This window comes from Heyndrickxia acidicola, assembly GCF_001636425.1.
GTDB classification, from domain to species: domain Bacteria; phylum Bacillota; class Bacilli; order Bacillales; family Bacillaceae_C; genus Bacillus_AE; species Bacillus_AE acidicola.
The window spans coordinates 1,256,254-1,279,528 of the sequence record NZ_KV440953.1; the positions used below are offsets into that span (position 1 = coordinate 1,256,254).

The 23,275-nt window shown below is 40.6% G+C and carries 24 protein-coding genes, 2 pseudogenes and 1 riboswitch; of the genes and pseudogenes, 5 read left to right on the forward strand and 21 right to left on the reverse strand.

The annotated features are described in order from the left end of the window. Positions 1–50 precede the first annotated feature (50 nt). Positions 51–1,157, reverse strand: a complete 1,107-nt coding sequence (locus A5N88_RS05840; RefSeq protein WP_066270292.1) for a helix-turn-helix domain-containing protein — start codon at positions 1,155–1,157, stop codon at positions 51–53. 333 nt (positions 1,158–1,490) lie between these two features. Between A5N88_RS05840 and A5N88_RS05845 the strand changes: the two genes are divergently transcribed. Both A5N88_RS05845 and A5N88_RS05850 read left to right on the forward strand, forming a co-directional pair. Next, a complete protein-coding gene (locus A5N88_RS05845) occupies positions 1,491–1,775 on the forward strand; it encodes an autorepressor SdpR family transcription factor (RefSeq protein WP_412733857.1) in 285 nt (94 codons plus the stop codon). Continuing rightward, on the forward strand, positions 1,759–2,397 hold the full coding sequence (locus tag A5N88_RS05850) for an SdpI family protein (RefSeq protein WP_232317538.1): 639 nt from the start codon (positions 1,759–1,761) through the stop codon (positions 2,395–2,397). Before A5N88_RS05845 ends, A5N88_RS05850 begins: the two co-directional genes overlap by 17 nt. A gap of 369 nt (positions 2,398–2,766) precedes the next feature. Here A5N88_RS05850 and chbG read toward each other — a convergent pair whose 3' ends face one another. From chbG to A5N88_RS05880, 6 genes and pseudogenes are all read right to left on the reverse strand, one after another. Beyond that, the gene (gene chbG / locus A5N88_RS05855; protein WP_066264082.1) at positions 2,767–3,498 is read right to left on the reverse strand and encodes a chitin disaccharide deacetylase; all 732 of its coding nucleotides are present in this window, start codon (positions 3,496–3,498) and stop codon (positions 2,767–2,769) included. 13 nt (positions 3,499–3,511) lie between these two features. Further along, positions 3,512–4,861 carry a 6-phospho-beta-glucosidase gene (locus tag A5N88_RS05860; RefSeq protein WP_066264083.1) on the reverse strand — a complete coding sequence of 450 codons (1,350 nt, stop codon included), beginning with the start codon at positions 4,859–4,861 and terminating at the stop codon, positions 3,512–3,514. Next, complete coding sequence (locus A5N88_RS05865; RefSeq protein WP_066264084.1) at positions 4,858–5,199, reverse strand: PTS sugar transporter subunit IIA; 342 nt, start codon at positions 5,197–5,199, stop codon at positions 4,858–4,860. The genes A5N88_RS05860 and A5N88_RS05865 overlap by 4 nt, the downstream gene beginning before the upstream one ends. A gap of 89 nt (positions 5,200–5,288) precedes the next feature. Then, positions 5,289–6,596 (reverse strand): PTS cellobiose transporter subunit IIC, encoded by a 1,308-nt coding sequence (celB, locus tag A5N88_RS05870; RefSeq protein WP_066264086.1) that lies wholly within the window; start codon positions 6,594–6,596, stop codon positions 5,289–5,291. Positions 6,597–6,639: 43 nt separating this feature from the next. Continuing rightward, positions 6,640–6,945: a PTS sugar transporter subunit IIB gene (locus A5N88_RS05875; protein WP_066264087.1), complete on the reverse strand. Its 306-nt coding sequence runs from the start codon at positions 6,943–6,945 to the stop codon at positions 6,640–6,642. A 417-nt stretch (positions 6,946–7,362) separates the two neighbouring features. After that, positions 7,363–7,758, reverse strand: a pseudogene (locus A5N88_RS05880) (PTS transporter subunit EIIC); the annotation flags it as partial. 319 nt (positions 7,759–8,077) lie between these two features. On the opposite strand from A5N88_RS05880, the gene A5N88_RS05885 reads away from it, so the two are divergent. After that, positions 8,078–8,326, forward strand: a complete 249-nt coding sequence (locus tag A5N88_RS05885) for a hypothetical protein (RefSeq protein ID WP_083953057.1) — start codon at positions 8,078–8,080, stop codon at positions 8,324–8,326. A gap of 243 nt (positions 8,327–8,569) precedes the next feature. On the opposite strand, the gene A5N88_RS05890 is transcribed toward A5N88_RS05885, so the two are convergent. The 4 genes from A5N88_RS05890 to A5N88_RS05905 form a co-directional block, all read right to left on the reverse strand. After that, entirely contained in the window at positions 8,570–8,959 is a 390-nt protein-coding gene (locus tag A5N88_RS05890; RefSeq protein WP_066264092.1) for a hypothetical protein, read from the reverse strand. A 73-nt stretch (positions 8,960–9,032) separates the two neighbouring features. Next, complete coding sequence (locus A5N88_RS05895) at positions 9,033–9,593, reverse strand: AAA family ATPase (protein WP_066264093.1); 561 nt, start codon at positions 9,591–9,593, stop codon at positions 9,033–9,035. Between the two features lie 403 nt (positions 9,594–9,996). Continuing rightward, complete coding sequence (locus tag A5N88_RS05900) at positions 9,997–11,877, reverse strand: multicopper oxidase family protein (RefSeq protein ID WP_066264095.1); 1,881 nt, start codon at positions 11,875–11,877, stop codon at positions 9,997–9,999. Between the two features lie 86 nt (positions 11,878–11,963). Beyond that, complete coding sequence (locus A5N88_RS05905; protein WP_066264096.1) at positions 11,964–12,857, reverse strand: MBL fold metallo-hydrolase; 894 nt, start codon at positions 12,855–12,857, stop codon at positions 11,964–11,966. Between the two features lie 128 nt (positions 12,858–12,985). Here A5N88_RS05905 and A5N88_RS05910 point away from each other — a divergent pair, with 128 nt between their 5' ends. Continuing rightward, the gene (locus A5N88_RS05910; RefSeq protein ID WP_066264097.1) at positions 12,986–13,891 is read left to right on the forward strand and encodes a CPBP family intramembrane glutamic endopeptidase; all 906 of its coding nucleotides are present in this window, start codon (positions 12,986–12,988) and stop codon (positions 13,889–13,891) included. A 365-nt stretch (positions 13,892–14,256) separates the two neighbouring features. On the opposite strand, the gene A5N88_RS24175 is transcribed toward A5N88_RS05910, so the two are convergent. The 4 genes from A5N88_RS24175 to A5N88_RS05925 form a co-directional block, all read right to left on the reverse strand. Further along, positions 14,257–14,421 (reverse strand): aspartyl-phosphate phosphatase Spo0E family protein, encoded by a 165-nt coding sequence (locus A5N88_RS24175; RefSeq protein ID WP_232317539.1) that lies wholly within the window; start codon positions 14,419–14,421, stop codon positions 14,257–14,259. Between the two features lie 538 nt (positions 14,422–14,959). After that, on the reverse strand, positions 14,960–16,309 hold the full coding sequence (locus A5N88_RS05915) for an MFS transporter (RefSeq protein ID WP_066264098.1): 1,350 nt from the start codon (positions 16,307–16,309) through the stop codon (positions 14,960–14,962). A 970-nt stretch (positions 16,310–17,279) separates the two neighbouring features. Then, the gene (locus tag A5N88_RS05920) at positions 17,280–17,624 is read right to left on the reverse strand and encodes a DoxX family protein (protein WP_066264100.1); all 345 of its coding nucleotides are present in this window, start codon (positions 17,622–17,624) and stop codon (positions 17,280–17,282) included. 12 nt (positions 17,625–17,636) lie between these two features. Next, positions 17,637–18,281, reverse strand: coding sequence for an NAD(P)-dependent oxidoreductase (locus A5N88_RS05925; RefSeq protein WP_066264101.1), 645 nt, complete (start codon positions 18,279–18,281; stop codon positions 17,637–17,639). A gap of 165 nt (positions 18,282–18,446) precedes the next feature. Here A5N88_RS05925 and A5N88_RS05930 point away from each other — a divergent pair, with 165 nt between their 5' ends. After that, a complete protein-coding gene (locus A5N88_RS05930; protein ID WP_066264102.1) occupies positions 18,447–19,013 on the forward strand; it encodes a TetR/AcrR family transcriptional regulator in 567 nt (188 codons plus the stop codon). A gap of 468 nt (positions 19,014–19,481) precedes the next feature. Here A5N88_RS05930 and A5N88_RS05935 read toward each other — a convergent pair whose 3' ends face one another. From A5N88_RS05935 to A5N88_RS05960, 6 genes and pseudogenes are all read right to left on the reverse strand, one after another. Next, positions 19,482–19,685: a hypothetical protein gene (locus A5N88_RS05935; RefSeq protein WP_157090611.1), complete on the reverse strand. Its 204-nt coding sequence runs from the start codon at positions 19,683–19,685 to the stop codon at positions 19,482–19,484. Between the two features lie 516 nt (positions 19,686–20,201). Then, a complete protein-coding gene (locus A5N88_RS05940) occupies positions 20,202–20,618 on the reverse strand; it encodes a VOC family protein (protein ID WP_066264105.1) in 417 nt (138 codons plus the stop codon). A 264-nt stretch (positions 20,619–20,882) separates the two neighbouring features. Beyond that, the gene (locus A5N88_RS05945) at positions 20,883–21,698 is read right to left on the reverse strand and encodes an MBL fold metallo-hydrolase (RefSeq protein ID WP_066264106.1); all 816 of its coding nucleotides are present in this window, start codon (positions 21,696–21,698) and stop codon (positions 20,883–20,885) included. A gap of 62 nt (positions 21,699–21,760) precedes the next feature. After that, positions 21,761–21,868, reverse strand: a riboswitch (guanidine-I (ykkC/yxkD leader). A gap of 175 nt (positions 21,869–22,043) precedes the next feature. Continuing rightward, positions 22,044–22,400 (reverse strand): cupin domain-containing protein, encoded by a 357-nt coding sequence (locus A5N88_RS05950; protein WP_232317540.1) that lies wholly within the window; start codon positions 22,398–22,400, stop codon positions 22,044–22,046. A gap of 75 nt (positions 22,401–22,475) precedes the next feature. Beyond that, a complete protein-coding gene (locus tag A5N88_RS24760; protein WP_066264109.1) occupies positions 22,476–22,673 on the reverse strand; it encodes a hypothetical protein in 198 nt (65 codons plus the stop codon). Continuing rightward, positions 22,660–23,197, reverse strand: a pseudogene (locus A5N88_RS05960) (aldo/keto reductase); the annotation flags it as partial. The pseudogene A5N88_RS05960 and the gene A5N88_RS24760, both read right to left, overlap by 14 nt. Positions 23,198–23,275: the final 78 nt, after the last annotated feature.

The window sequence follows — 23,275 nt, forward strand, 5'->3', positions numbered from 1 at the left end:
TTATTGACAACCTAAAGGTAAGTGGTTTTCGTTAATTTATCTCTACCCGTTCATCTTTCAATTTGAGCCTTTAGTTTTTCAACAATCCTTTTGTATTTTGGTTCATAATTCAATGGGAAAAATGCAGGGTTTTCCACAACCGTTTGCACGATACTTTCTTTTATTATCTTTTCGTCTCTGGGAGCTTCAACATCATAATCCTTCAGCCAGTTTTCAATACTGTCAAAAAAAGAATCCCCTTTCAATTCGTATGGTAAAAGGAAGTTCGTACAAATGAAAGTGTAGTTTTCGAGCATCTCCAATGCCTTTTCAGGTTTTTTTTGCATCATATACCCTTGTGCTGCGGCAAAATAAAGCAGCGCCATCGAATTAGGGTCCAGTTTTTCTACTTCAAAGACTTTAGAGATTTCGATAAAACGTTCAAGAGCCTGCTCAAACTTTTCAGGCCAATTGGCAACTAACACCAAATATGACTGTGCAGGCCCAAGTAGACCGCGTAGATGTTGATAAAGGCTGACCTGTAAAGCTTCTTTTGCCTTCTCTATATTTCCCGTCATTTGATAGGCTCTGGAGAGTAAAAAGTTATCACTGATCGGCGGCTTCATTGTTTCGTCAAGCAGTTCCAAAGCTTCCAAGGGCTGATTTAAGATGATGTGACATACCGCTTCCATTGAATTTGCCTGCTTTGCAATCCAAATATCATCACTTTCCTTCTTAATCCTGATACATAAATCAATGGATTCCTGTATCACTGCTTCCTGTTTTTCCTTTTCTGCAGCAAGCATAAAATGATTGACCAATAATTTGGCCATTTGCAGTAAGAGGGGAAAACAAGAAAAATATTTCTTTATAATTGCACGGCATTGGCCGTATACTTCATCAAAAGGCTTACTACTAAAATCCTCCGCTAGCCGGTGATATGTTTTCTTTATATCCTCTTTTGTCATTTGCGGGAGATACCCAATGAGTTCATCAATACTTATATTAAAAAAAGATGCCAATTGTGGAAGTAGGGTGATATCTGGATAGCTTTGAGCCGTCTCCCATTTGGATACGGAAGCCTTCGATACACCGATATACTCAGCAAGTTTGTCCTGTGTGATGCCTTTTTCTCTTCTTTTTGATGTAATAACTTTTGCAATATTTATTTCTCTCATCATTTTCATTCCCCCTACTGTTATTAAAATGTATTTTACCGACAATTCCAATGGAGTTATGCTTTATTTCAGTTGAAAAAATCAACCGTTACTTAACAATGTCTTTACTACACCTAAATTCGTTTCAGCATTTGTGAACATTCTTTGTGTTTGGCTTACTGGGGTAGCGCTCACACAGCACCTTTACAACTTTAAGGAAAGATAAGAAAAACATTTGTGGAGAACGTTGTTTTTGTGCAGAGCGTTTTAATAAGAATTTAGTTTAGAAATTTCCCGAAAAATAATTCACTATATAGCTAATTAGCTATACAATAATAATTGAGGAAGGTGAATATGATGAACGAGAGCATCTTTAAAGCGATGTCTGACCAAACACGCAGGAAGATTATCGAGTTACTAAAAGAAGGACCCAAAACAGCAGGTGAAATATCTGAACATTTTTCATCTGCTCAACCAACTATTAGCCGTCATCTGAATGTCCTCAAAAATGCAAACTTGATTATTGCCCAACGAGAAGGAAATTTCATTATTTACAAACTTAATACCACTATTATTCAAGAATGGCTTGTATGGCTTTTTGAACACTTTGGAGGTGGTCATTATGAAAAAGAAAAATAATGCAATGCCTTGGTGGGGGTGGCTTACATGGGTTTTGGCGATTATACTCGGAATAATTGCTTATACACATCTTCCAGCTGAAGTTGCAGGAAAAGCGAACCATATGAGACCAAGTTGGCTAATCGTTTTATATGAGCCAGCTATTATGCTTGTTATCATTCTTTTATGGCATGTCCTATGGAGAATTGACCCAAAGAAAAAAAATTATGATTCTTTTTGGTCAACATATCGTTATATTGGCGGCGTGATTGTCGTATGTATTGGAATCATCTATGCAACTGTCTTAGGTCATAGCTTACACATCCTATCGATACGATTTGCACCGAGTGCATACGGTATCATGTTCATGCTCATAGCCAACATATCCACCCGCCTTCAGCCAAATTGGTGGGTAGGATTCAGAACACCTTGGACTTTATCAAGTACGGAAAGTTGGATCCGTACACATCGTCTTGGAGGACAATTAGGAATTCCGATGGGACTTCTTATCATCATTTTTGCCTGGACTTTACCACTAAACTTAATGATGATAATAGCAGTTGTGGTTCCGGTGATTTTATGGGTAGGTATTATAGTGGTGGCCTCTTATTTTTATGCCAAGATTGAAATACCGAAAGATTAATAATCAAGAAAAACTCTTTAATATAAAGAATTTATAAATTATTAAAAACCTGTATCGAATTAAAATTCGACACAGGTTTTTTAATAAAGTTTATTATCCCTTCGACTACCTTTAAATCACTTTACAGGTGAATTTTGATTCCAAAACTGTTGTCTATTTGTGTGTCGTTTAAACCGATTCACCCTAAAACAGTACATACGATTAAATACGGAATCTACTGCTTTTTTTATTGCTAATTCGTTTTCAAAAAGTGTGTTAATTGGCATGCAAAATCGTTGTGAATTAGCGTTTTGTATTAAATAACCAAATCTGTTAATAAAAAACCGCATAGCTAAAAGCTGCATACCGTAAACATCGACTTCATAAACCCTACTCTACCGCAATCCCCTCTTTCACCAGCTGTACTGAAGCCGGGAGCTTCACTGTTGTCAGGATCTCCGTTTCCTTTACTCTCTCGATTGCATAGGAGGATCCAGTTAACAAAGCCTGATCAACATAACCCGGGTGGCACATGACTTCGACGGTTGAATTGTCCGGAGCTTTGCTTGCGATGTCGTCAAAATAATCTTCGGTTGCCGTAGAACCGTAAAAATCATGCAGGAAGACATCGCTAAAAGCCGGAACACCGTCCACTGCCTGATCAGAAGCGAGGCGGCAGGATAATCCGTATTTCCGGGAAAGCCTCTGTACTACGGTGAGGAATTCTGGAATGGTATGGGTGTGATGGTGGCTGTCAAAATGGCTTGGGGTAAGTCCTGTTGCTAGGAAAGCTTCGATTTGGGCAGACCACTCCCGCTCCAGTTCTTCCAAGGAAACGTCGCTTACATGCTCGCGCAAATAGGAAAGCTTTTTAAATTTTCCTTCTTGATCCACGAGGGATGGCACATCATCCAAAAGCGGCTTTCCGCATGTCAGGACAAGATGGATGCCCACCATCAGCTTGGGATTTTCTTTAGCGAGCACAACGGCATGAGGAACTCCTGGCATATTCATCATCATGGTGGCACTGTTGACGATCCCGTTTTGATGGCAGTCGATTATGGCGTGGTTGATCCCTCTTGTGTAACCAAAATCATCGGCATTTACAATTAATTTAATCAATTAGCTTCCTCCTTTACCCTTTGGCAGCGGCTACTTTTTTGGTTTTAAAAAACTGCGGCAAATACGCTTTGTGTGCTTCCAGCATTTCATCTACAATCTTTTTCGCCAGCTTATCGGAGGCGACTAGCGGGTTAATGGTCAAGGCTAAAACGACTTTGTCATAGCTGCCCTCCACTGCCGCTTCACAGGCAATGCGTTCAAATGATTTGATTTGCTGCACAAGTCCGCGGGCTGCCACGGGAATGTCGCCCATCGTGATCGGTCTTGGGCCATCCTTTGTAATCACACAGCTGACTTCAACTGCTGACTCATACGGAATGCTCGCAATCGCTCCTTTGTTCATCGTATTGACCGGCTGAATATCCCCTTTATCCGTATAAATGGAAGTAATCAGGCGAACCGCTGCATCACTATAGTAGGCTCCGCCCCGTTTTTCCAGCTGCGGAGGCTTAATGGCAAGGTTCGGATCCTTGTAGAGCTCAAACAATTCATCCTCCAGACGTTTGACGACTTCGGCACGGGTTCCTTCTTTTTCAGCCGTTTCGATCGTTTTCTTGACCATCTCCGGCATCTTGTAATAGTAGTTGTGGTATGCGCAGGTGAGGGCATTTAAGGATCGGATGAATTCTGGCTCCCAGCCCTGTCCCTGAACATTTTTCACAAAAGATGTATTGGCCGGGTCGCTTAACAGCTCGATTACCCTGTCTTTCACGCTTACACCATCCACATAAACATCCAGCCCGTACACCATATGATTCAAGCCGGCAAAATCAATCCGGACACGGGAATGCTCAACATCGAGAAGCTTTGCGATTCCCATTTCCATTCCGATTGGCACATTGCAAAGGCCAACGACACGACGGAAATCACTGTGCCGAAGCACGGCTTCTGTGACCATTCCGGCAGGATTCGTAAAATTCACCAGCCAGGCTTCCGGGCACAGCTCTTCCATATCCTTGACGATGTCCAAAATGACCGGGATGGTACGCAGTCCTTTAAACAGACCGCCAGGGCCGTTCGTTTCCTGTCCGAGGACGCCATGCTTCAAAGGGATTCGTTCGTCTTTTGCACGGGCATCCAACAGCCCGACACGGAATTGTGTTGTAACAAAGTCGGCATCCTTCAGGGCTTCGCGGCGGTTCAGTGTTAAGTGAACCTCTACTGGAAGACCTGCTTTTTCAAACATCCGCTTGGCCAAATCCCCTACGATTTCCAGCTTTTCTTTTCCTTCCGGTACATCCACAAGCCAAAGCTCCCCAAGCGGCAGCTCCTGATACCGTTTAATAAATCCTTCTACAAGCTCCGGAGTATAGCTTGAGCCTCCTCCAATTGTTGCAATTTTAACGGTCTTTTTTTCGGTCATTCTGTTTCCTCCCCTTTGCGGCTTGCGGCCATTTCCTGGCGGATGTCGATGATTTCCGCAGCTAAATCCTTCACTGTCAAAGCGTTCATCAAATGATCCTGCGCATGGACAAGAAGAATCGGCAGGTCCAATGCTTCCCCGCCGGCTTCAGCCTGAATCAGCTGTGTCTGATATTTATGAGCTTCATTCAGTTCCCTACCTGCTTCTGAAAGCTTTTCTAAAGCCGACGCAAAGCTTTTTTCTTTTGCCTCAAAGATGGCTTCCATCGCAAGACTCCTTGCATTTCCCCCGTGCAGAATTAGCTGAAAGGATATGGTATACAATTCTTCTTTTGTCATCTTTTCACCTTCTCTAAATATTTACGTTTATGTAACGAATGGAGCCTGCCCGAAGGCAAGCCCCTGTTATCCAAGGCTTACAGCATATTCTATGCACCCTTTTCCATCTTCAGGTTTTGTTTATCCCAGATTTTAAAGAATGGAAAATAGATGACAAAACCGATCGCCAGGTTGATCAGCTGCATTAAGGAGCCGACAATACTTCCGGTTGCAAGGAATCCTCCGATTATAGGCGGCGTTGTCCACGGAGGAAGGGTTCCATTCGTTTTTGGCACAAGACCGGTATGCATTGCAATATAGGTAACAATCGTTGTCACAAGCGGCGTCAGGATGAATGGAATCATGAGAAGCGGGTTCATAACGATTGGTGCACCGAAGACAATCGGTTCATTGATATTGAAAATTCCCGGTGCAATGGCCAGTCTTCCCAGCTGCTTGGCTTGCTGGCTTTTTGAGAAAAAGACCATCATGAGCGCGAATGTGATGGTAGCACCGGATCCGCCCATATAAATGAAAATATCAAAGAATGGCTGGGTAAATACATGCGGGAGTGCTTCATGATTTTGAAATGCAATCCGGTTCGCATCCGTAGCCGCAAGCCAGACCGGTCCCATAACGCTTCCGACAATGGCGGCTCCGTGCAAACCAACCGTCCATAAAAGCTGAAGCAGCAGGACGATCACAAGCGTTCCAATCAAGGATCCTCCAAACGCAGAGAGCGGTCCCTGCAGGAGAGTGCCGACTACATTGTGTAGGCTTCCAAACGAAGTTTGTTCCACTAACAGGCGGAGAATCCAAACCACCGCAATGACGACAAACCCCGGAATGAGCGCGATAAAGCTTTTACTGACAGATGGCGGCACACCGTCCGGCAGTTTAATGACAATGTTCTTCTGTACAATAAAACGGTAGATTTCAGTAGAAAGAATGGCGAGAATCATCGCAACAAACAAGCCTTTGCTGCCAAGGTAGGACAAGGAAAGAACGCCGTCTACTTCAATGGCTGTTTTGGCGCCCAGAGGTGTAAACATCGTAAAATACGGCGTGGCCAAAACAAAGGCCGCAACAGAAATCGCCCCTGCAGATAGGGCATCCACATTGTATTTTTCCGCTAGGCGGTAGGCAATCCCGAAGGCGGCAATCAGGGCCATAATATTAAAGCTGGCATTCACTGGATAGAGAAGCTTTGTTTGCCAGCTTGCTCCAAAGGTTCGTGCCATAAAATCCGCATACCCCGGAATGGGAAGGCTGCTGATAATAAGAAACAGCGATCCGATAATCAAAAGCGGCATCGTTAGGATAATCCCGTCACGAAGAGCCTGTAAATGTCTTTGACCGGCAACTCTTCCTGCAGCCGGCAGTATTTTGTTCTCAACAAATTGGCTGACATTGCTCATACGATCACCTCGTCTGTTTTTGGTTATTACGGGGCCAATCGAATTACGGAATGAGTGACAGGGCGTGCTTTAACACTTCAGGGCCATTGCACATCCCATAATGAACCGTGTTGATCGCTTCTACTTTTATACCTTTTGTTTCTCCTTTTTTCTTTAATTGCGGCAAAAGATAGCGTACCTGCGGGCCGATTAAGAGCACGTCCGCCCTATCCAAATGGCGGTCCACTTCACTAGCCCCTACGGCCCAAATTTCTGCTTCCACTCCCTGTGTTTTGGCGGCCGTCTCCATTTTTGTCACCAAAAGGCTTGTTGACATGCCGGCAGCGCAGCAAAGCAAAATGTGTTTCATCCAATTCCCCCTCTTTTTGTGTAATCGCTTACAATTTTTAGGATGTATAATGCCAATCTGCTAATCTACCACTAAGGTATTCTCTTCTTTTTCACTTTATGTATAGGGAAAAAGGGAATCACTGCAGAAATATATTACCGATTTTTTCCTATTATCTCGTGCTGTTCATTTCGTAAAATAACGAGGATGAATGCCGACACTAAACTGCTGAATCCATTTCCTTTTCTTCCTTCGTCTTCAATTTATCCCACATCCGGAAGAATGGAAGGTAAATGAAGAAGTCCAGGACCATACTGACGAGAGCATGACAGCGCCGGAAATATGGTCGCCTGTCGCAAAAAATCCGGAAATAATGGGTGGTGTGGTCCATGGCACAGCAGCGATTGTTTTGGCTATAAGCCCAGTTTCCATACCAATTTAGGTACCTATTACATTCACAATCGGAGCAAGGAAAAACGGAATGATTAGAAGTGGTTTCAGGACAATCGTCGTACCCAAAATGACGGGGTCATTGATCATGAATAAACAGGAAGGCAACGCCAGCTTACCGAGTTGTTTGAGCTGTTTGCTTTTTGCCCAGAAAATCATCAAAATCACAAAGGAAATCGTCCCGCCTGTTCCCCCAATGGTGACAAAGCTTCCATAGAATTCATTGGTAAAGATATTGGGAATTGGCTGGTGCTGCGCAAATGCAGCGGCATTTTCGCCAGTTGCCTTTAACCAAATCGGGCTCATTACCATTCCGACAATATTGTCGCCATGAAGGCCCCCAATCCAAAATAAGCTGATCAAAAATACGCCTACAATCGTCCCTGCAAGAGGATGCTGAGCGGCTGGGAAAGAACGGCGGCAACAACATTGTGAAGACTCGCTGCTGAAGTTGCTCCAATTTCGTGCAGGTGATCAATCAAAAGACACACCCCTCTTTTTTCCAGTATTATCCCTATTGTGATTTGCTTTATATTCGTATGCGAGGTTGTCCGCTTCTTTCGCTTTTTCTGGTTGAAAAATGGAAAAACGCGGCTAAGAGATCACTTAGGAAGACAACAATTCCTTCTTATCCTCCAAAGACCCAATAGCACAAGCTACTCATCCAACATAATATGAAGTACAAAGGAAGGAGGGAAATATGATGAGTGACTATGATAATATCTTTAAGCATGCTTCGAACCAGGCCAATGACTTGGTTCACAAAACGGTGGATACTGCTAATAATGTCGTGAAGAACGTAGTGGGTGAAGGCGGCTTAATCGGCAAAGTGGCAGATACATCCTCCAGCATCCTGAAAAACACTTCCAGCTTCGGAAATGGCATGGTTGGGAAAACGGTCGATACAACCTCAAAGGTCGTCAAAGGGGTATCGAATAAATTTAAACGATAGTTGGACTCAGAAGGAGGGCGCTTTTAGGAATAAAAGCCCCTCTCTTTTTTTCCACAGTTTTCCTTAAAAACATAAAAGAAAATCGGACAAACCACTGCTCTTCTCTTTCGTTTGCAATTGAATAAAATGGAAATATATGTTTTAATAAAAGAAACTATATAGTCAGTTTTTATATAAACTAATAAGGAAGTGTGCAGGGATGAGAATTCAAAAGATCCAATGGGCCGGAATTTTAATCGAGGATCAGGGTACAGTTTTGATGGTGGATCTTCTGCGGCAGGCTGCCATCCCGCTGCTGGCCGTGATAATCAGGATGGCTATAAAAGACATGATTGTCGAGTGAATCCAAGATGTACTGGTCGAAAGCAGCAACAGCACACCAAGAAGCCTCGCAAGCCCTGCCCTTTGCAGTATTTTTTTCCTGCCAATTAAATCTGAAATATATCCTGCATATAATCCGGCGCAAAATCCAATTATGACGGTAAAGATCATGAGAATACCGGTTAGCTTCTCTCCAAACCGGGAAGCAAAGTAGATGCCCATGAATGGAATGTATATTGAGGTGGACAAACCGTTCAGGAAAACATCAAGAATCCGGATTTTTATATTTTGGTACAGCTTCATTCGTTCCATTGTCGATAACCTCATTTGTAATGCTTGCTTTTATGTTCTACTAGATTTATAAGACGTTCCAACGAACACATCCTTACAGCAAAAACTGATCTTTTATCCAGGCAGCTGCCTCTTCTGCGCTGATATGGGTATTATTCAGCTTTACATAATTCTTTCTTTGGATCTCCCCCTCCCATGAGTTCAATCTATGCTTTTTCATGGAGCTTTTTAATTCAGCCTCGGAGTATTCAACATTCCTTTTGGTCGGCTTGTGTGCAAGGCGGTTAGGGCTTTTATTGCGCTCAAGCCTAACCTCGAGCTCGGTCTCCAGTTCAATCAGATAAACGCTTCCTCCATTGGACTCAAAAATTTCACATATCCTGTCTACATACTCCCAATCCTTTTGCTGGCTAAAAGCCCATACAAAGGTAAAAATTAACCCTTCCATGTTACTTTTTGCTGCGGCTTCAAATATTTCAAACCTGAATAAGTTAGCCAGCCTCCACATTTCCGGAGTGAATCCAAAAAAAGGCTCCAATAAATCGATGGTCATATGATTATGAAACAGCTTTAATTCCGTTATCTTTGCCAATTCCTGTCCAACAGTCATCTTGCCGGATGCCTGCGGTCCAAAAATTAATACACATTTTGCCATCATGCTCCTCCTTTGAAATATTGTATGTAAACGGGGATTCACGCTAAAAAGGCTGAGATGTATTCGTTTACCTGTTAACCCTTCACTCCTGCAATGCCCAGAATATCTACCATATGTAAATTTATGTTCTAAAGAATCTTCAATATGGATACCGAAATCTCCTGCCCAGCCTGTACCCGGCAAAAAAAGATTAATCCTGTCCCAGCCCCGTTTGTTACGCCATGATGCTGCCCCATCCAAAAACCCCCTATTTTTGACAATATCTACTTTTAAACTAGCAAAAATTTGCCAATTTTCAAACAGTTTATTTTATTGCTGCTTTCCAAAATTAGAGGGTTTTCACAAAATAGCGTTTCGATACACTTTAATCTGCACTTTTTTTGAAGATTAGTAGCAGGCCGTATTATTTCTTCCGGAATAAAAGCTGCAAAAGCTGACCTGCTGTCTTTTTTCCCTTTAAATATTGGCGTCCTCCTTCTGCATGCTGTACTTCCACCTCATAGGGTCTCATCATTTCGTTATCTTCATGGTCCAGAATGTGGCAGTGCCATACATAGGCCGGAAATTGGCCCGGATTAAAGGGGTATTTATTTTCTCCCAGCTTTACTTTATTTACCGGTGTATCAATTGGGGCAAAGCGGACACGTATTGTTGTCACTTCCCCAGGGTTGGCAGCAACAATATCATGCCAGCCCTGTTCTGCAGGCTCTGACAGTTTTAGTTTTCCAATTAGATAGTTTTTTACAGAGAGCCCCTTTGTTGGATGGTCCAACGGCATTTTCCCATTTAACTTCAGCCAATCGGCCAGATAGCGATCTTTATCAAAAGGCTGACGGCTGACGATTTGAAAGGGAACCAGATGGATATGTATAGGGTGGGTATCCCCTGTAACATTCACCAGTTCCCAATCCTCAGTGGAGCCAATCATTGGCTTTTCAGAAATGGGGGCGCTCCATGTCTGGCCATCCAGCAAAAGTGAAAGTGAATGATTACTGTTGGTCAATTCTTCATTTAATGTAAGTGTGCGCTTCGGAGCGTTGGGCTTCAAAGACGGGATCGTGTTTAATTTCGCTGGCAATGGATTTGGAAAGCGTGGAATGGAAGCAACAACCTTCCATTGCATAATGTCCGCAACGGGTTCGAAAGGATCGAGTGAAGGCTGATCCGGACTAAAGGGTGCAGGCGCATCGTTTTTCAAGATAAGTGTGGTTCCGGACGGAAGCCGTGAAAAGTCCAGCAGAACATCCGCTCGCTGACCTGGGGCCAATAATAATTCAGTCTTTTCAACAGGCTTTGGCAAAAATCCCTCGTCACGGGCAATGACAGTAAAGGGTAAGAAAGTGCCCTGATATGGAATTTTCATTCGATAAAAACGGGCATTCGAGCCATTCAGAAGCCGAAAACGGTATTGCCGCCGTTTCACCTCCAGAAAAGGCCAGACTTTCCCGTTCACCATAATGGTGTTGCCGAAGTTTTCAGGCGCCCAGTAAGGATGGACTTCCGGGCTCTCCCCGCTATTCTTCATCTCCAAAAGCTGCCCCTTGTCATCAAAGGTGCGGTCCTGAATGACCAAAGGAACATCTAAATCACCATCAGGCAGCTGCTGGTTTAAAGAGAGCTTTGAATCTCTTACTATATATAGCCCTGCCAATCCTGCATAGACATTTAGCCGGGTGATGCCAAGTGTATGGTCATGGTACCAAAGGGTTGCGTCTGGCTGGGTATTCAGATATTCATATTCGTCTGTTTTAAAAGCAGGGCCCGTTTTCTCTTTGTTTTTCGTAAACCAGGCATCTGGATGGCCGTCATACGGAGGAGGATTTTCGCCGCCGTGAAGATGGGTAACGATGGGAATCGGCGCTTGTAATTCCGCAATCCCTTTTCGCGTTACAGGATTGAATGGAACGGGATAAGCAGCTGGAGGAAAGGATTTTTGATTGGGATTTGCCCAGTGAATCGTTCCATCAACAGGAAGAAAATGAGGCCCATCCAGTCGATTGACCCACTTTACCTTTACAGGAATTCCTCTAACCGCTTCAAAGGTTGGGCCGGGAGCATGCCGGGCATATTTTCCCCCTGCTTCGTCTTTTACAATGCCTCCATAGCCGAATACTTGTGTTTTTGGAAAGCCCTCCGGAAGAATTTGCTGCTCGAAAGCACTGACATCCACTTCATATTCATGCCGTACTCTTCCACTTTGGTCCTTCGCCAGTTTTGGCATGAATACAGGCGGGATGGGCAGAGGACTTTTAAATTTTCCTATCTGCTTAGGATTTAAGACCATGCTCAGAAACTCCTTTTTTACCAGTTTATTCAGGTTTGGCGCCGTCATATGCCCTTAAAAAACGAATGGAGTCTCTGAGACGACAGCTATTCTTGCAAAGAAGCAGCTGTTTCACCCGTGACTGCCTTCTTATTCGCTCTTTTTTCATTGCCGTTTACAAAGCTTAAAATCGAACCCTTTTGATCTTCGTCGGGTTCACTTTGCCGAATCACTCGTAATTTTTCCAGGGCTTTTTCAAAGGATAATTCTTCTCTCACGATGTCCCCGATCTCTGCTAAATCCTGAAAATATCCCCAGAATTCTTCATGGGTTTCCGGCACATGATGGGACGTTACATAGTGATCTGCATCGTAATGTTTAATTTTATCAATCAGTTTCTTGAATTCATTGTGGTCATAGCTTGGCGGCCCGCTATGATAATCCTCACATAAGCAATCACCAAGAAACAGGACCTTCTCCTCCGGGACATAAATGATGGAGGAATCCTCTGCATGCCCTCCTCCTACATGCTGGACCACACATGTTATGCCTCCTAAATCTATTTCAATTTTGTCATCAAAGATGATATCCGGAGTCATCAGCTTCAAGCCATGCCGTGTCGGCATTTCCGCTTTGATCATATCGCGGCAAAACGGCGTCTCTTCCCCTTTTTCTACGCGGCTGTCCAATGAAGCATCGTCCCATTTAAGCTCCTTCATATACCCAAGCTTCTTTTTTGTTCCTCGGTGGCTTATCGCCAATCCTCCCATTGCATCCATTCCGAATGTATGATCCCAATGCCAATGCGTGATAGTAACATACTTGATTGGCTGTATATCCAGCTCTGATGCTTTTTGCAAAAATTCTTTGGCATGGGCAGGCGAGTTGCCGGCATCCACTATTAAACTATAAGAATCACCACAGATTAACCCCAGTGCCGGGCGGTCTGTTTCTTGAACATGGTCCATATAATACACGCGGTTCGTCAGTTTTTTTAACATTCTTTTCACCTGCTTCTGCTTTAGTCTTTTTCCTTTTTTGGTCATTTTCTATTTTTATATTTACAAATCGTTCCCAGGAACGTATCCTTTTCCTATTATGCTATATTATACCAGTTAGGAGAATACCCATGAAAAAATGGTTTAAAAACAAAGACGGAAAAGTAAGGAGCGGCTGGAAGCTGTTACTGGCTTTTGCGTTGATGAATCTATTCACATCCCTTCTGTCCATTCCCGTTGTCATCATCTACGCGTTTACGAATATTCACGTACTTGATAACATTGATCGCTTCATGGCAGATCCCGGCGTTGATTTCTTTATGATGCTTGCTCAGCTGCTTGGCGTCATTGTAACATTAGCCGTCTGCTTAAAAAAAGAAAAACGGAATTGGCGTGATCTTGGTTTAACACCGCTTTCAAAACAGGGGAAAAATCTTTTGTTTGGCTTGTTTTTAGGAATGATCTCCATTCTGCTTTGTGCTTTTTTCATGGTAATGACAAAACAGGCAGTATTAGTTCCGGCAAAAATAACCCCTTCGCTCATACAAGGCATTCTTTTGTCCTTTATTGGATTTATTTTTGTTGCTGCCAATGAGGAGCTTTTCTTTAGAGGATATGTCATTTCGGTATTAAAGCAAACCCGCTCTACTCCCCTGATCTATCTGGGGTCATGTTTACTGTTTAGTCTTGCTCATACAGAAAATCCACATGTTCACATCATGGGCATCATTAACATTTGCTTGATTGGACTCCTGTTTGCTTATATGTTCATACAGACAAAGTCACTGTGGATGTCGATGGGTTACCATTTTCTTTGGAATTTTTTTCAGGGGAATATCCTAGGCTTCGATGTCAGTGGTACACCAGGAAACGGCTTCTTTCACATTAAAGAAGCCGATAACCTCTTGACAGGAGGTTCCTTTGGGATTGAGGCAAGCGTTTGGACAACATTGGTGATTGTGATGGGCTTCTTTATTACAAAGCTTTTTCTTGGAAAAAAGAATACGATCAACCCAGCGTTTGATAAGCACATGTAAAAAACGAAAAACAGCGGGCAAAATTGTTAACGGGTTCAATTTTAGGTAGAAAATATCAAATAACAAGATAAAAGGGATATTAATTCGCATATGAATTGGTATCATTATTTTTGTTGATAAAACTACAATTTAGATATTTTAACACTATAAATCACACTATTATTCCCATACCAGTTCACCACAGTCTGCTGACTAGCAGACACCTGCGAATCGATATGTTAAAACGTCTGCGAATTTTATAGCAAAAGGAATTAGAAAAAGACCAAACAATGATACTTGTTTGTATTGTATGAAGCTGTTAGCAAAATTAAAAAAGTGTCCTTAATACAAAATACATCTATAATAGCTCGTCCAGTAAAAACTAATTATGCGGACATTTTCCCCTGTAATCTCAATTGTAAATTTATTAAATAATCCAGTTTTTCACTAAGTATAATGGTTTCTTTAGAGGTAAATCCATTAGACATTCCAACCGAAATCATTTTTCTTCTTAGCATTTCAATTTGTTCAAATAAATCATTATTCACCACAGTTCGCTCCTTGTTTACAACAATAAACTGATTTTAACAAGTGTAAGCGAATTCAATGAAGTTGTTTTGTTCACCAAATACCGACATAATTTATAGATTTTCTTCTCGCTCGTTACAACCGCCCACTTAAACATTCAGTAGAAAAGGTATGGGCTGCTATTACTCAAAATGAAAAATCAGGAATATCGATGCCCAATCTTCAAGTAGTACACCTCAAGCAAGGTGGTACTATCAAATTTAATATGAATGATGGAACAGGTAATTCCTTAGCTAAACATAAAATCCCATAAAACCTTCGAAATAATCAATTAAACGATTCCATAAAGACAGTAAACGCAAAACGCATCAACTAACCAATTACTGTGCGTTTTCAAATGTGAATTCATAAGATTTTAATTTCTAATTAAGGTGCGAATTGATATGCTATTGAGTTTTTCTACTCCAAAACGAATCCATTATTAAATTGCTCCTGTTTTCCCCATTACTTGTAAATGTACACCAAAAAAGGATGCACCCTCGTACATCCTTTTTTTATAGATTAAACTGCTTTGGAACCAGACTCGTTATTTGACTGCAGAGAGTTCTCTTTTTTTATCAGGAAGGATGTCAGTAATGCTACTATACTTCCGCCAAACCCGAAAAGGAAAAGATGATGGATGCCCGCCATAAAGGTGGCTCCATTCGTAAGCAGGGCTCCCATAATGGTGACGCCTATGGCTGTCCCCATGTTACGGCAGAACATAAAGAAAGATGTAGAAATGCCTCTTTCGTGACCGCCCACCAGCTGCTGAACCCCGATCATACCAACTGTTGTCAGCAATCCGAACGCCAGACCCTGTACAATCATGACTGCAAAAACAAATCCAAATCCCAGCTGCTGATTTAAGAAGGTTAATAGCAAACCGGAGATAAATAGAAGCAGGTTTCCGATTATCAGCAGGATTCTATAGCCGTATTTCAAAATCCATTTTCCTGCAGGAACCGCTGCCGCCATCCATCCGATCGCCGTTCCCAAGAGGGCCACACCGCTCATAAACAAGGAAAGATGGCCGACTTTCTGCAAAAACAGCGGAATAAAACTGGAGGTACCAAAAAGAGATACCGTTCCGATAAAGGCGTTCAGGTTAATTCTTGAAATCATTTTATGCTTTAGCATGGACAATGGTACAAGCGGTGATGATTGCTTTCTCTCGTAAACATAAAATAATACGAGCAATACAATACCAAGCGCTAAGTAGAGTAATCTGTTCTGTTTTATTACGGTATCCAATAAAAGGAACGTAACGCCTACAGCGAACAATACAGCTCCTAAATAATCGACCTTTGCCTTCTTCGGCTGGTAGTGCTCTTTATAAGGAAGCAATGTCAGAAAAGAAATCAAGCAGACAGGCAGATTGACAAAGAAAATCCATCTCCATGTCATATATTCAACAAAGAACGATCCAAGCAATGGGGCAAGTACAGCGGATAGTCCCCACATGGCTGTAAACAGAGCTTGGATCTTTCCCCTTTTCTCCACTGGAAACAAATCACCCGCAATAATGGCAGGGAAAGGCATCATAAATCCGGCTCCGATCCCCTGGACCGCACGGAATACCACCAGTTGAATCATGCTTGCGGAAATACCGCATAACAGGGAGCCTACTAAAAATAAGAGAATTCCAAACGCAAATACTTTTTTCCTTCCAAATAAGTCCGATAATCGTCCTGCCACCGGCGAAAGAATGGTGCTGGCAATCATATATGATGCGAAAGACCAGGCATACAAGTCAAATCTGCCGAGCTCCTTGGCGATGATCGGCATGGTTGTATTCATAATCGTCGAATCAATGGATGCAACCAGCATAGCAAGGACAATACTGACCATGACCGTCGTTCTGCTTGTCATGTACAACCCCCCCCTTTTTATCTATAACTATACTTTTTTGTTTTTACGATGTAGATTTAGGCAATGGTTTGGATTCCCGACTTTATTAGGCCATTGTGACCATTCGTAGATCGGATTATTGCAAAACAAAACAAGGCAGCTTTTGCCTTGTGAACAATTCACTATTTAAAAGTTCCATTTATAACTATATACCCTGTTGATTGATATTTGCGCATTGTTTTCAAATGTCACTGGTAATATTACCTGTTGTGTTGCCAAAATCTCTGGCTTAGCGCTTACTTAGCCACCTTAAACTAGCTTTCCTACAGGAGACTTATCCACCAATGATTAATGAAACAAAAAGAACAAAGAGCTTTACCGAACCCTTTCTTCGAGTAAACGGCCGTTCAAAGTCAAAGAATATTTCCCATCCTTATCTATTCGTTTAACAAAAATCTCGAACCTGAGAGATAATCATAATGGATTCCCTCCACCCTGTCAATGAATAATGGCAGTCTAGACCAATATAAAATATTTTATTGTAAGTTCACTTTTGAATAAAAAGATTATTATATAAGTGTATTTATTCCATCTTAAAACAAAAAAAGAAGGCTAGGAAAGCAGAGGTATCTGCTATTTTCTTAACGGGTTCGGTTTTGGAGTACAAACAGTAAAATATCATTGCAATAAGAGGTGTAATTCGCATACCAATTCGCAAAAGTCTGATAGACAGCATACTCCTGCGAATTGGTATGTTAAAACGTATGCGAATTGGGTGTGCAGGAAAGGATTCGAAAACGTCTGTTCAGTGACTCGATATCGCTAAAAAAACATATAACGATAAACGACATAATTTATATGCAATAGAAACGAGAAAAGACCGATTAAGCTTAATCAGTCTTTTCGGTTCCGAATATTCCTTCTTCCACAAACGCACCCGTTCGTGGAAGAAGGAATTTTAACAATAACTTATGATTCCATGCGTACACAATTAAATTAGAATAAAAAGTAATATAAAAGCGATTATCCCAAGCAGTACAATCATAAATGTTTCTTTAAATCCATCTTTTACACGTAAATGTGTAATTAATCCTCCTATGGCTGTCACGCCAAGTATTAATGCCCCTGCAATCGCGAAATCTTTTTGCCAATAACCAATGATTAATAACGCTGCACCAATTAATTCCACTAACCCTGTAACAACACGAAACCACTGAGGTAAACGCCAGTGAACAAATGCTTCACGGTGCATTTTTGAGCCTGTCACTTTACCAAATCCAGCCATTAAAAACATTGCTGCTAATAAACCTTGTAAAATCCATCCTAAAATTGTCATTCTATCTCCCCCTTATTTATTAAACACAATCGGCATTTGTTTTATGTATTTATTATTTTTTACAATGTCATATATAAATTGAGCTACATTCTCTCTTGAGACACCCATTTTAGCTTTGGTGTCGCCTAGTGAAATGGAGTATTCCTGCCCAACATGTTTTACATTCGGATTAATAATACGAACAAGAGTCCATTCTAAGTTGGAATGAGTTACAAGTTGCTCAATTGTTTTCATTTCTTGATAGCCCGTCGGAAATAACCATTTAGCCATAGCGCCAGGAACTACTGTAGCAAATTGATTCTTATCCTCCTTAGCTTTTACCGTTGGTGTCACTAAAGTGATAAAACGTTTTTTACCTAGCTTTTCCATCATAGTAAGGATAATCTTATGTCCATCTGCTATAGGTAAGCTCTTAACTTTTCTTGACGTATCTAATGCTGGACCTAGTGTGCTGATAATAACATCAGCATCACGGATAGCTTCTTCAACTTTGGCTTCATTAGTTAAATTGCCAATGGCAACCTTTAGCTTTTCATGTGTAATGGAAATTGAATTTTCTCGGCGGACAAACGATGTCACAAAATCATCATTTTGCAAAGCATGTTTTAAAACGAGCTGACCGATTGCCCCATTTGCACCAAATAATGAAATATTCAATGGATGATTACCTCTCTTTCATAACAAGTTTCGCTTAGACAACACTTGTTGTATAATTAATTTTAAATAAAGATAACTACATTCTCAATCATCAGTTTTAGCGTTTTGTCGCTTACACAACAAATGGTGTAAATAGTTGTTTACTTTTAAAAGAGAGGGATTAGAATGGGTATTTCAAAAATAGACCCACGTATTTTACGAACAAGGAGACTGTTAGTAGATTCTTTTATCACAGTGGCACAGCTCAAGGATTTTAAAGACATTACCATAAAAGACATTACAGATAAAGCAACTGTTAATCGTGCCACATTTTACGCTCATTTTGTAGATAAATACGACTTGCTGGATGCCGTTCTTTCAGAAAACATATTGAAAAATATTAAAGAGATGCTGAGTTGTCATGATTATTTAAGCGAAGCAACAATTATAAAAATCTTCCTAGCTGTTACCAAATTCCAAAGGGATTTAAGTACACAATGTAAAAAAAGTTATGAATCATTTAGTACGATGATAGAACACAAAATTAAAAAAGAATTGGAAAGTGTATTTTTTTCCCTTCTCATCAAACGAAATCCTCAAAGGGAAAAGGAAGTATTAAAAATTGGTGCAGTTCTATTGAGTTGGGGTATTTACGGAGCTTGTGTTGATTGGCAGCATAATAGTTCGTTACCAGCCGAGGAATATATAAAAATAGCCATGCCCTATTTTTTAAATGGGATGGCAGTTCATTAAAGGAAGGCTTAGACCTTCTTTTTTTATTCCTGTAACACCCGATTTTACAATTTTATTAACAAGGTAATAAATGCTTGTTGAACTGACCTGCCCCTTTCGTGGAAGAAAGGGTTGATACGCAATATAGACTGATTGTGCAGTAAAGAATGAATACCACTTTTATATATTCAATATTCTGCATATGTGGTATAATGATAAAAGTTGGAAATTGGAAGGGGATTTACAATGGCTAACAATATTTTTGTCCCCGTAATCACAGCTTTTCTCGGTGCAATAGTTGTTTGGAGTTCGGTAATAATTGTGAAAAGAAAAAAACGTCCTTAATGAGTTGCTATGCAGAGCAGCTCGTTTTTTTATTTCGCAAAATGGGTCAACTGCCTTAAAATAGCGTCCACCTTACTATGCTAACCTGCCCCGTTCGTACAACAAAATTAACAATAATTCATTTCGCAAAGAGGGGGCGTTTTATTAAATTCCTATATGATACAGATATAAATTATCTTCGGACAATTGTTCTGCCATTGAAATGATTTTTTCAAATTGCTTTAATAAATCGTCTCGATTAATAATTAACCTTTCGTATTCTCCATCCTCATAATTTCCCTCATGGACAAAATTACCTCTAAGCTTTAATACTTTTGGTCCATTCATAAATAAGTTTCTCCACGACATAAAAATGGCTCTTATTAACTCAAAAGACTGCTGTTCAAAAAGCGCTTCACCGTGATAGTTAAGCCCTCTTCTATTGAGATTTTTACTAGATGAAGGATTAATCCTTGGAATCCAGTTTAATTAGTCCGTTATGTATTGGATAATGTCGTCGTGTATAACTACACTGTCAATAAAACCTTTCTTATGTCTCAAAACCTCTTTTATTGCTGCCTTATCAGATATTAAAAAAAATTTGTGACAAATGAATGCGTAACATAAAAAACGCACAGTCAACCAACTGCTGCGCGTTTTGGTGTGTGAATTTAATTGTTATTTAGCAGGTGAAACTTAGTGTGAATTTGATTTTTGTACTCCAAAACCGAACCCGTTACTATTTTCTAACCTTTTTTATACTGCAAAATGACCAACTTACTGCAAGAACGTTTTAGTCCCTTTTGAAATGAACGTAACCGTTCATTTAGTACCTTTATTTCACTTGTTGTTTAAACATTCGTCACGAAATGGCGAATCGGGCCTTCAGCCTTGCGGCATTTTGCTCATATCCATATACAATGCATTCCACCGATGACCGTCCGGATCGGTAAAGCCACAGCCGTACATCCAGCCATCCCGTTCGCCCGGCTTACTGAATACAGTACCGCCGGCAAGTTCAGCTTTCATTGCGAGCTCATCAACTTCATCCCTGGAGTTCGCCCCCAGAGAGAATAACACTTCAGTACTCTGCCACGAATTCGCAACCGTATTACCAGCAAAACCGCGGAACACGGATTCCGGGAAGAGCATCAGAACAACCTGATTGTCGCCGACGATCAAGCTGAATGAGCCGTCTTGACTCGTATACTTCTCATTCAACTGAAAACCGAGCTGCGTATAAAACTCTTTTGACCGCTCTGGTTCACGCACTGTCATGTTCAACCATAATTCTCTCGTCATACCTAACCCCCCTGAAATAGAAATACAGTGATTACCAACCCTATATATTCCAAGCTTCATATGATCTTACCTTCTTGTTTAAAGGTAAAATCTTTATTCAAATCCTACGTAGTTAGAATAAGAAGATCTGCAAAAACAGACCTTCTTGAACCTCAACAAAGCATTCGTTGGCTGAAGTGTCAATACAAACACCAGTCTTCAGATTTATCTATAAACTGAAATACTTCATTTTTATTATTTACTATGTTCCTACTATCATTACTCTTATACAAATTCATTTTGGATGATTTCAATGTTTTTCTTATGACATTCTTTAGTGAAGGTTGAATGATAACTCATTTCTTTCCCTAGTTGTTCGATTGTTTGACTATCGCCATTTTTTACAGATTCAATTAATCGATTTAAATATTCCTGAGCTAACTCTATTCTTCTATTCATTTCGTCTCTATTTCCTGTTAAGTGGCCATGCCCCGGTACAAGCACACTAATAAAATGGTTCTTCAAGATTTTTTCAGCCTTCAATAGAGTGTTTAAATAGGCTTTAGCACTATCAAACAGATAAGGCAATTCAAAATCAGATAAATAGTCTCCAGTAATCCATATCCCTTGTGGTTCAATTATTGCAAATAATCCATCATGAGTATGACCGGGTGAAAGGTAAAAGGTAATGAAAGTATTACCTATTTCAAGTTGTTGCCCATCTTCTTTGATAACTATATCAATAGTTGGAAATTCAATAGGATATGGTCTATCTATGTAATACTCACGATCAAAGTTATTAATTAAATCGAGTTTATACTGCTTATTTGGATGGTCTGCCATCCCCAAACTTCCTATTACTTTTGCATCTGGGAATGCTCCATATCCAATAATATGGTCAAAATCACCATGCGTAAATAGCAAATATAGTTCCCTTCCATTCCGAATTTGTTCTACATATGATTTAATTTCATTTATTTCATGTGGCAGCCATGCAGGATCTATGATTAGTATAAAATTATCCGTTTCAAACACAGTACTAGTAGTTTTCCATAAGGAACTTTGATAAACCGTTACATTATTTTTATTAAATTGTAGCATAACTATCCTCCTGCTTTATTTTCCCCTAAAAATAAAAAAAGCCAGGAAAATATCTTATTGATATCTCCCGGGCTTTTATCCCTCCGTGTATACAGTAAAGTTCACCGTATGTTTTCTCTCGGACCTGACCAATTAGAAAGTATAATTGCGGAACCCTAGAAAACTTTTAAATTATTATTTGGATTAATTATACTTACAAGACAAAATACAGTCAACTCATATAAAATATGGAACTGAATTACTATTCTCATTAAAATACAGCGCACGCTTAAGTATAATACAAAACAGAATTATAGAAAAAAGCCAAACCCAACACATAATCGGCTTTATTTCTATATATTCTCTTTATAAGCTGCTATACCACTCATCCTCGACAGGTTCTAACCATTCCGTTTCTACTGGTGTCATAGCTAAGTGAACAAACCAGCTTTCTTTTGTCGCACCATGCCAATGCTTCACATTCGGTGGTATATTAACCACATCACCCGTTTTTAGCAATTGAGCTGGTTTTCCTCCTTCTTGATACAAGCCCTCACCGCCAGTAACCAATAATACTTGCCCAACTTTATGTGAGTGCCAATTATTGCGAGCTCCCGGAGCAAAGGTTACATTTCCAATTGATGTATTTAGTGGCTTTGGATCAGTAAATACCATGTGTAAGAATGCATCCCCGATAAAATTCGCTTCTACTTTTTGTCCCAATGGAAAGATAGTGCTATTGCTTAATTGTTATTTTCCATAGTTAAATTCCTGCTTTCTTTTAGTTTTGAATTGTGTCTAGTTTGAAGTTGTTGAATCACAGTTTGTTACATACTTTATCCATAGTCCCCCATCGTCCAGTTTTCCGATAGCTTTTAAGAAGAAGTTCATCTTGTTCCAATCATCAATTTTTTTCTTGTAAAGAAACGAATGCGGCATAACTCCAGCATTATTCACTAAAACATCGAATTTCCAAACTCTACCTTGTCCATCCATGTTTCTCCGCCACATGCAGCGCCTTTAAAAACTGCCATGCGTACATGGCGGAAGCACCTATATATCTTGCCTTTCCAGCCCTCACAATATCATGCAAAGCTTCCATCGTCTCTTCAATAGGAGTATTGTAATCCCAGCGATGGATGATATAAAGGTCTACGTAATCGGTCCCTAATCTCTTAAGACTTTTATCGATTTCGCTCATTATAGCCTTTCTAGAAAGACCGTCTCCATTTGGACCTTCATGCATTCGTTGATGCACCTTCGTGGCAATGACAATTTCATCGCGATTAGCAAAATCCTTAAACGCTCGTCCAAGAATTTCCTCACTGGTTCCCATTGAATAAATGTTCGCTGTATCAAAAAAATTGATACCTAATTCAAGGGCTTTTTTAATAACAGGCCGACTGTTCTCCTAATCCATTACCCACGGGTGAAACCAACGTTCTGCTACACCAAACCCTACAACCAAGGCAAAGTCTCGATACATCTAACCCTGTATTCCCAAGCTTTGTATATTCCATTCGCAAGTCCCCACCTTCCAAAAATGAAACGTTTTAAATCTTACATTATTAGTATAAGAATAATTTCTATTATCACAA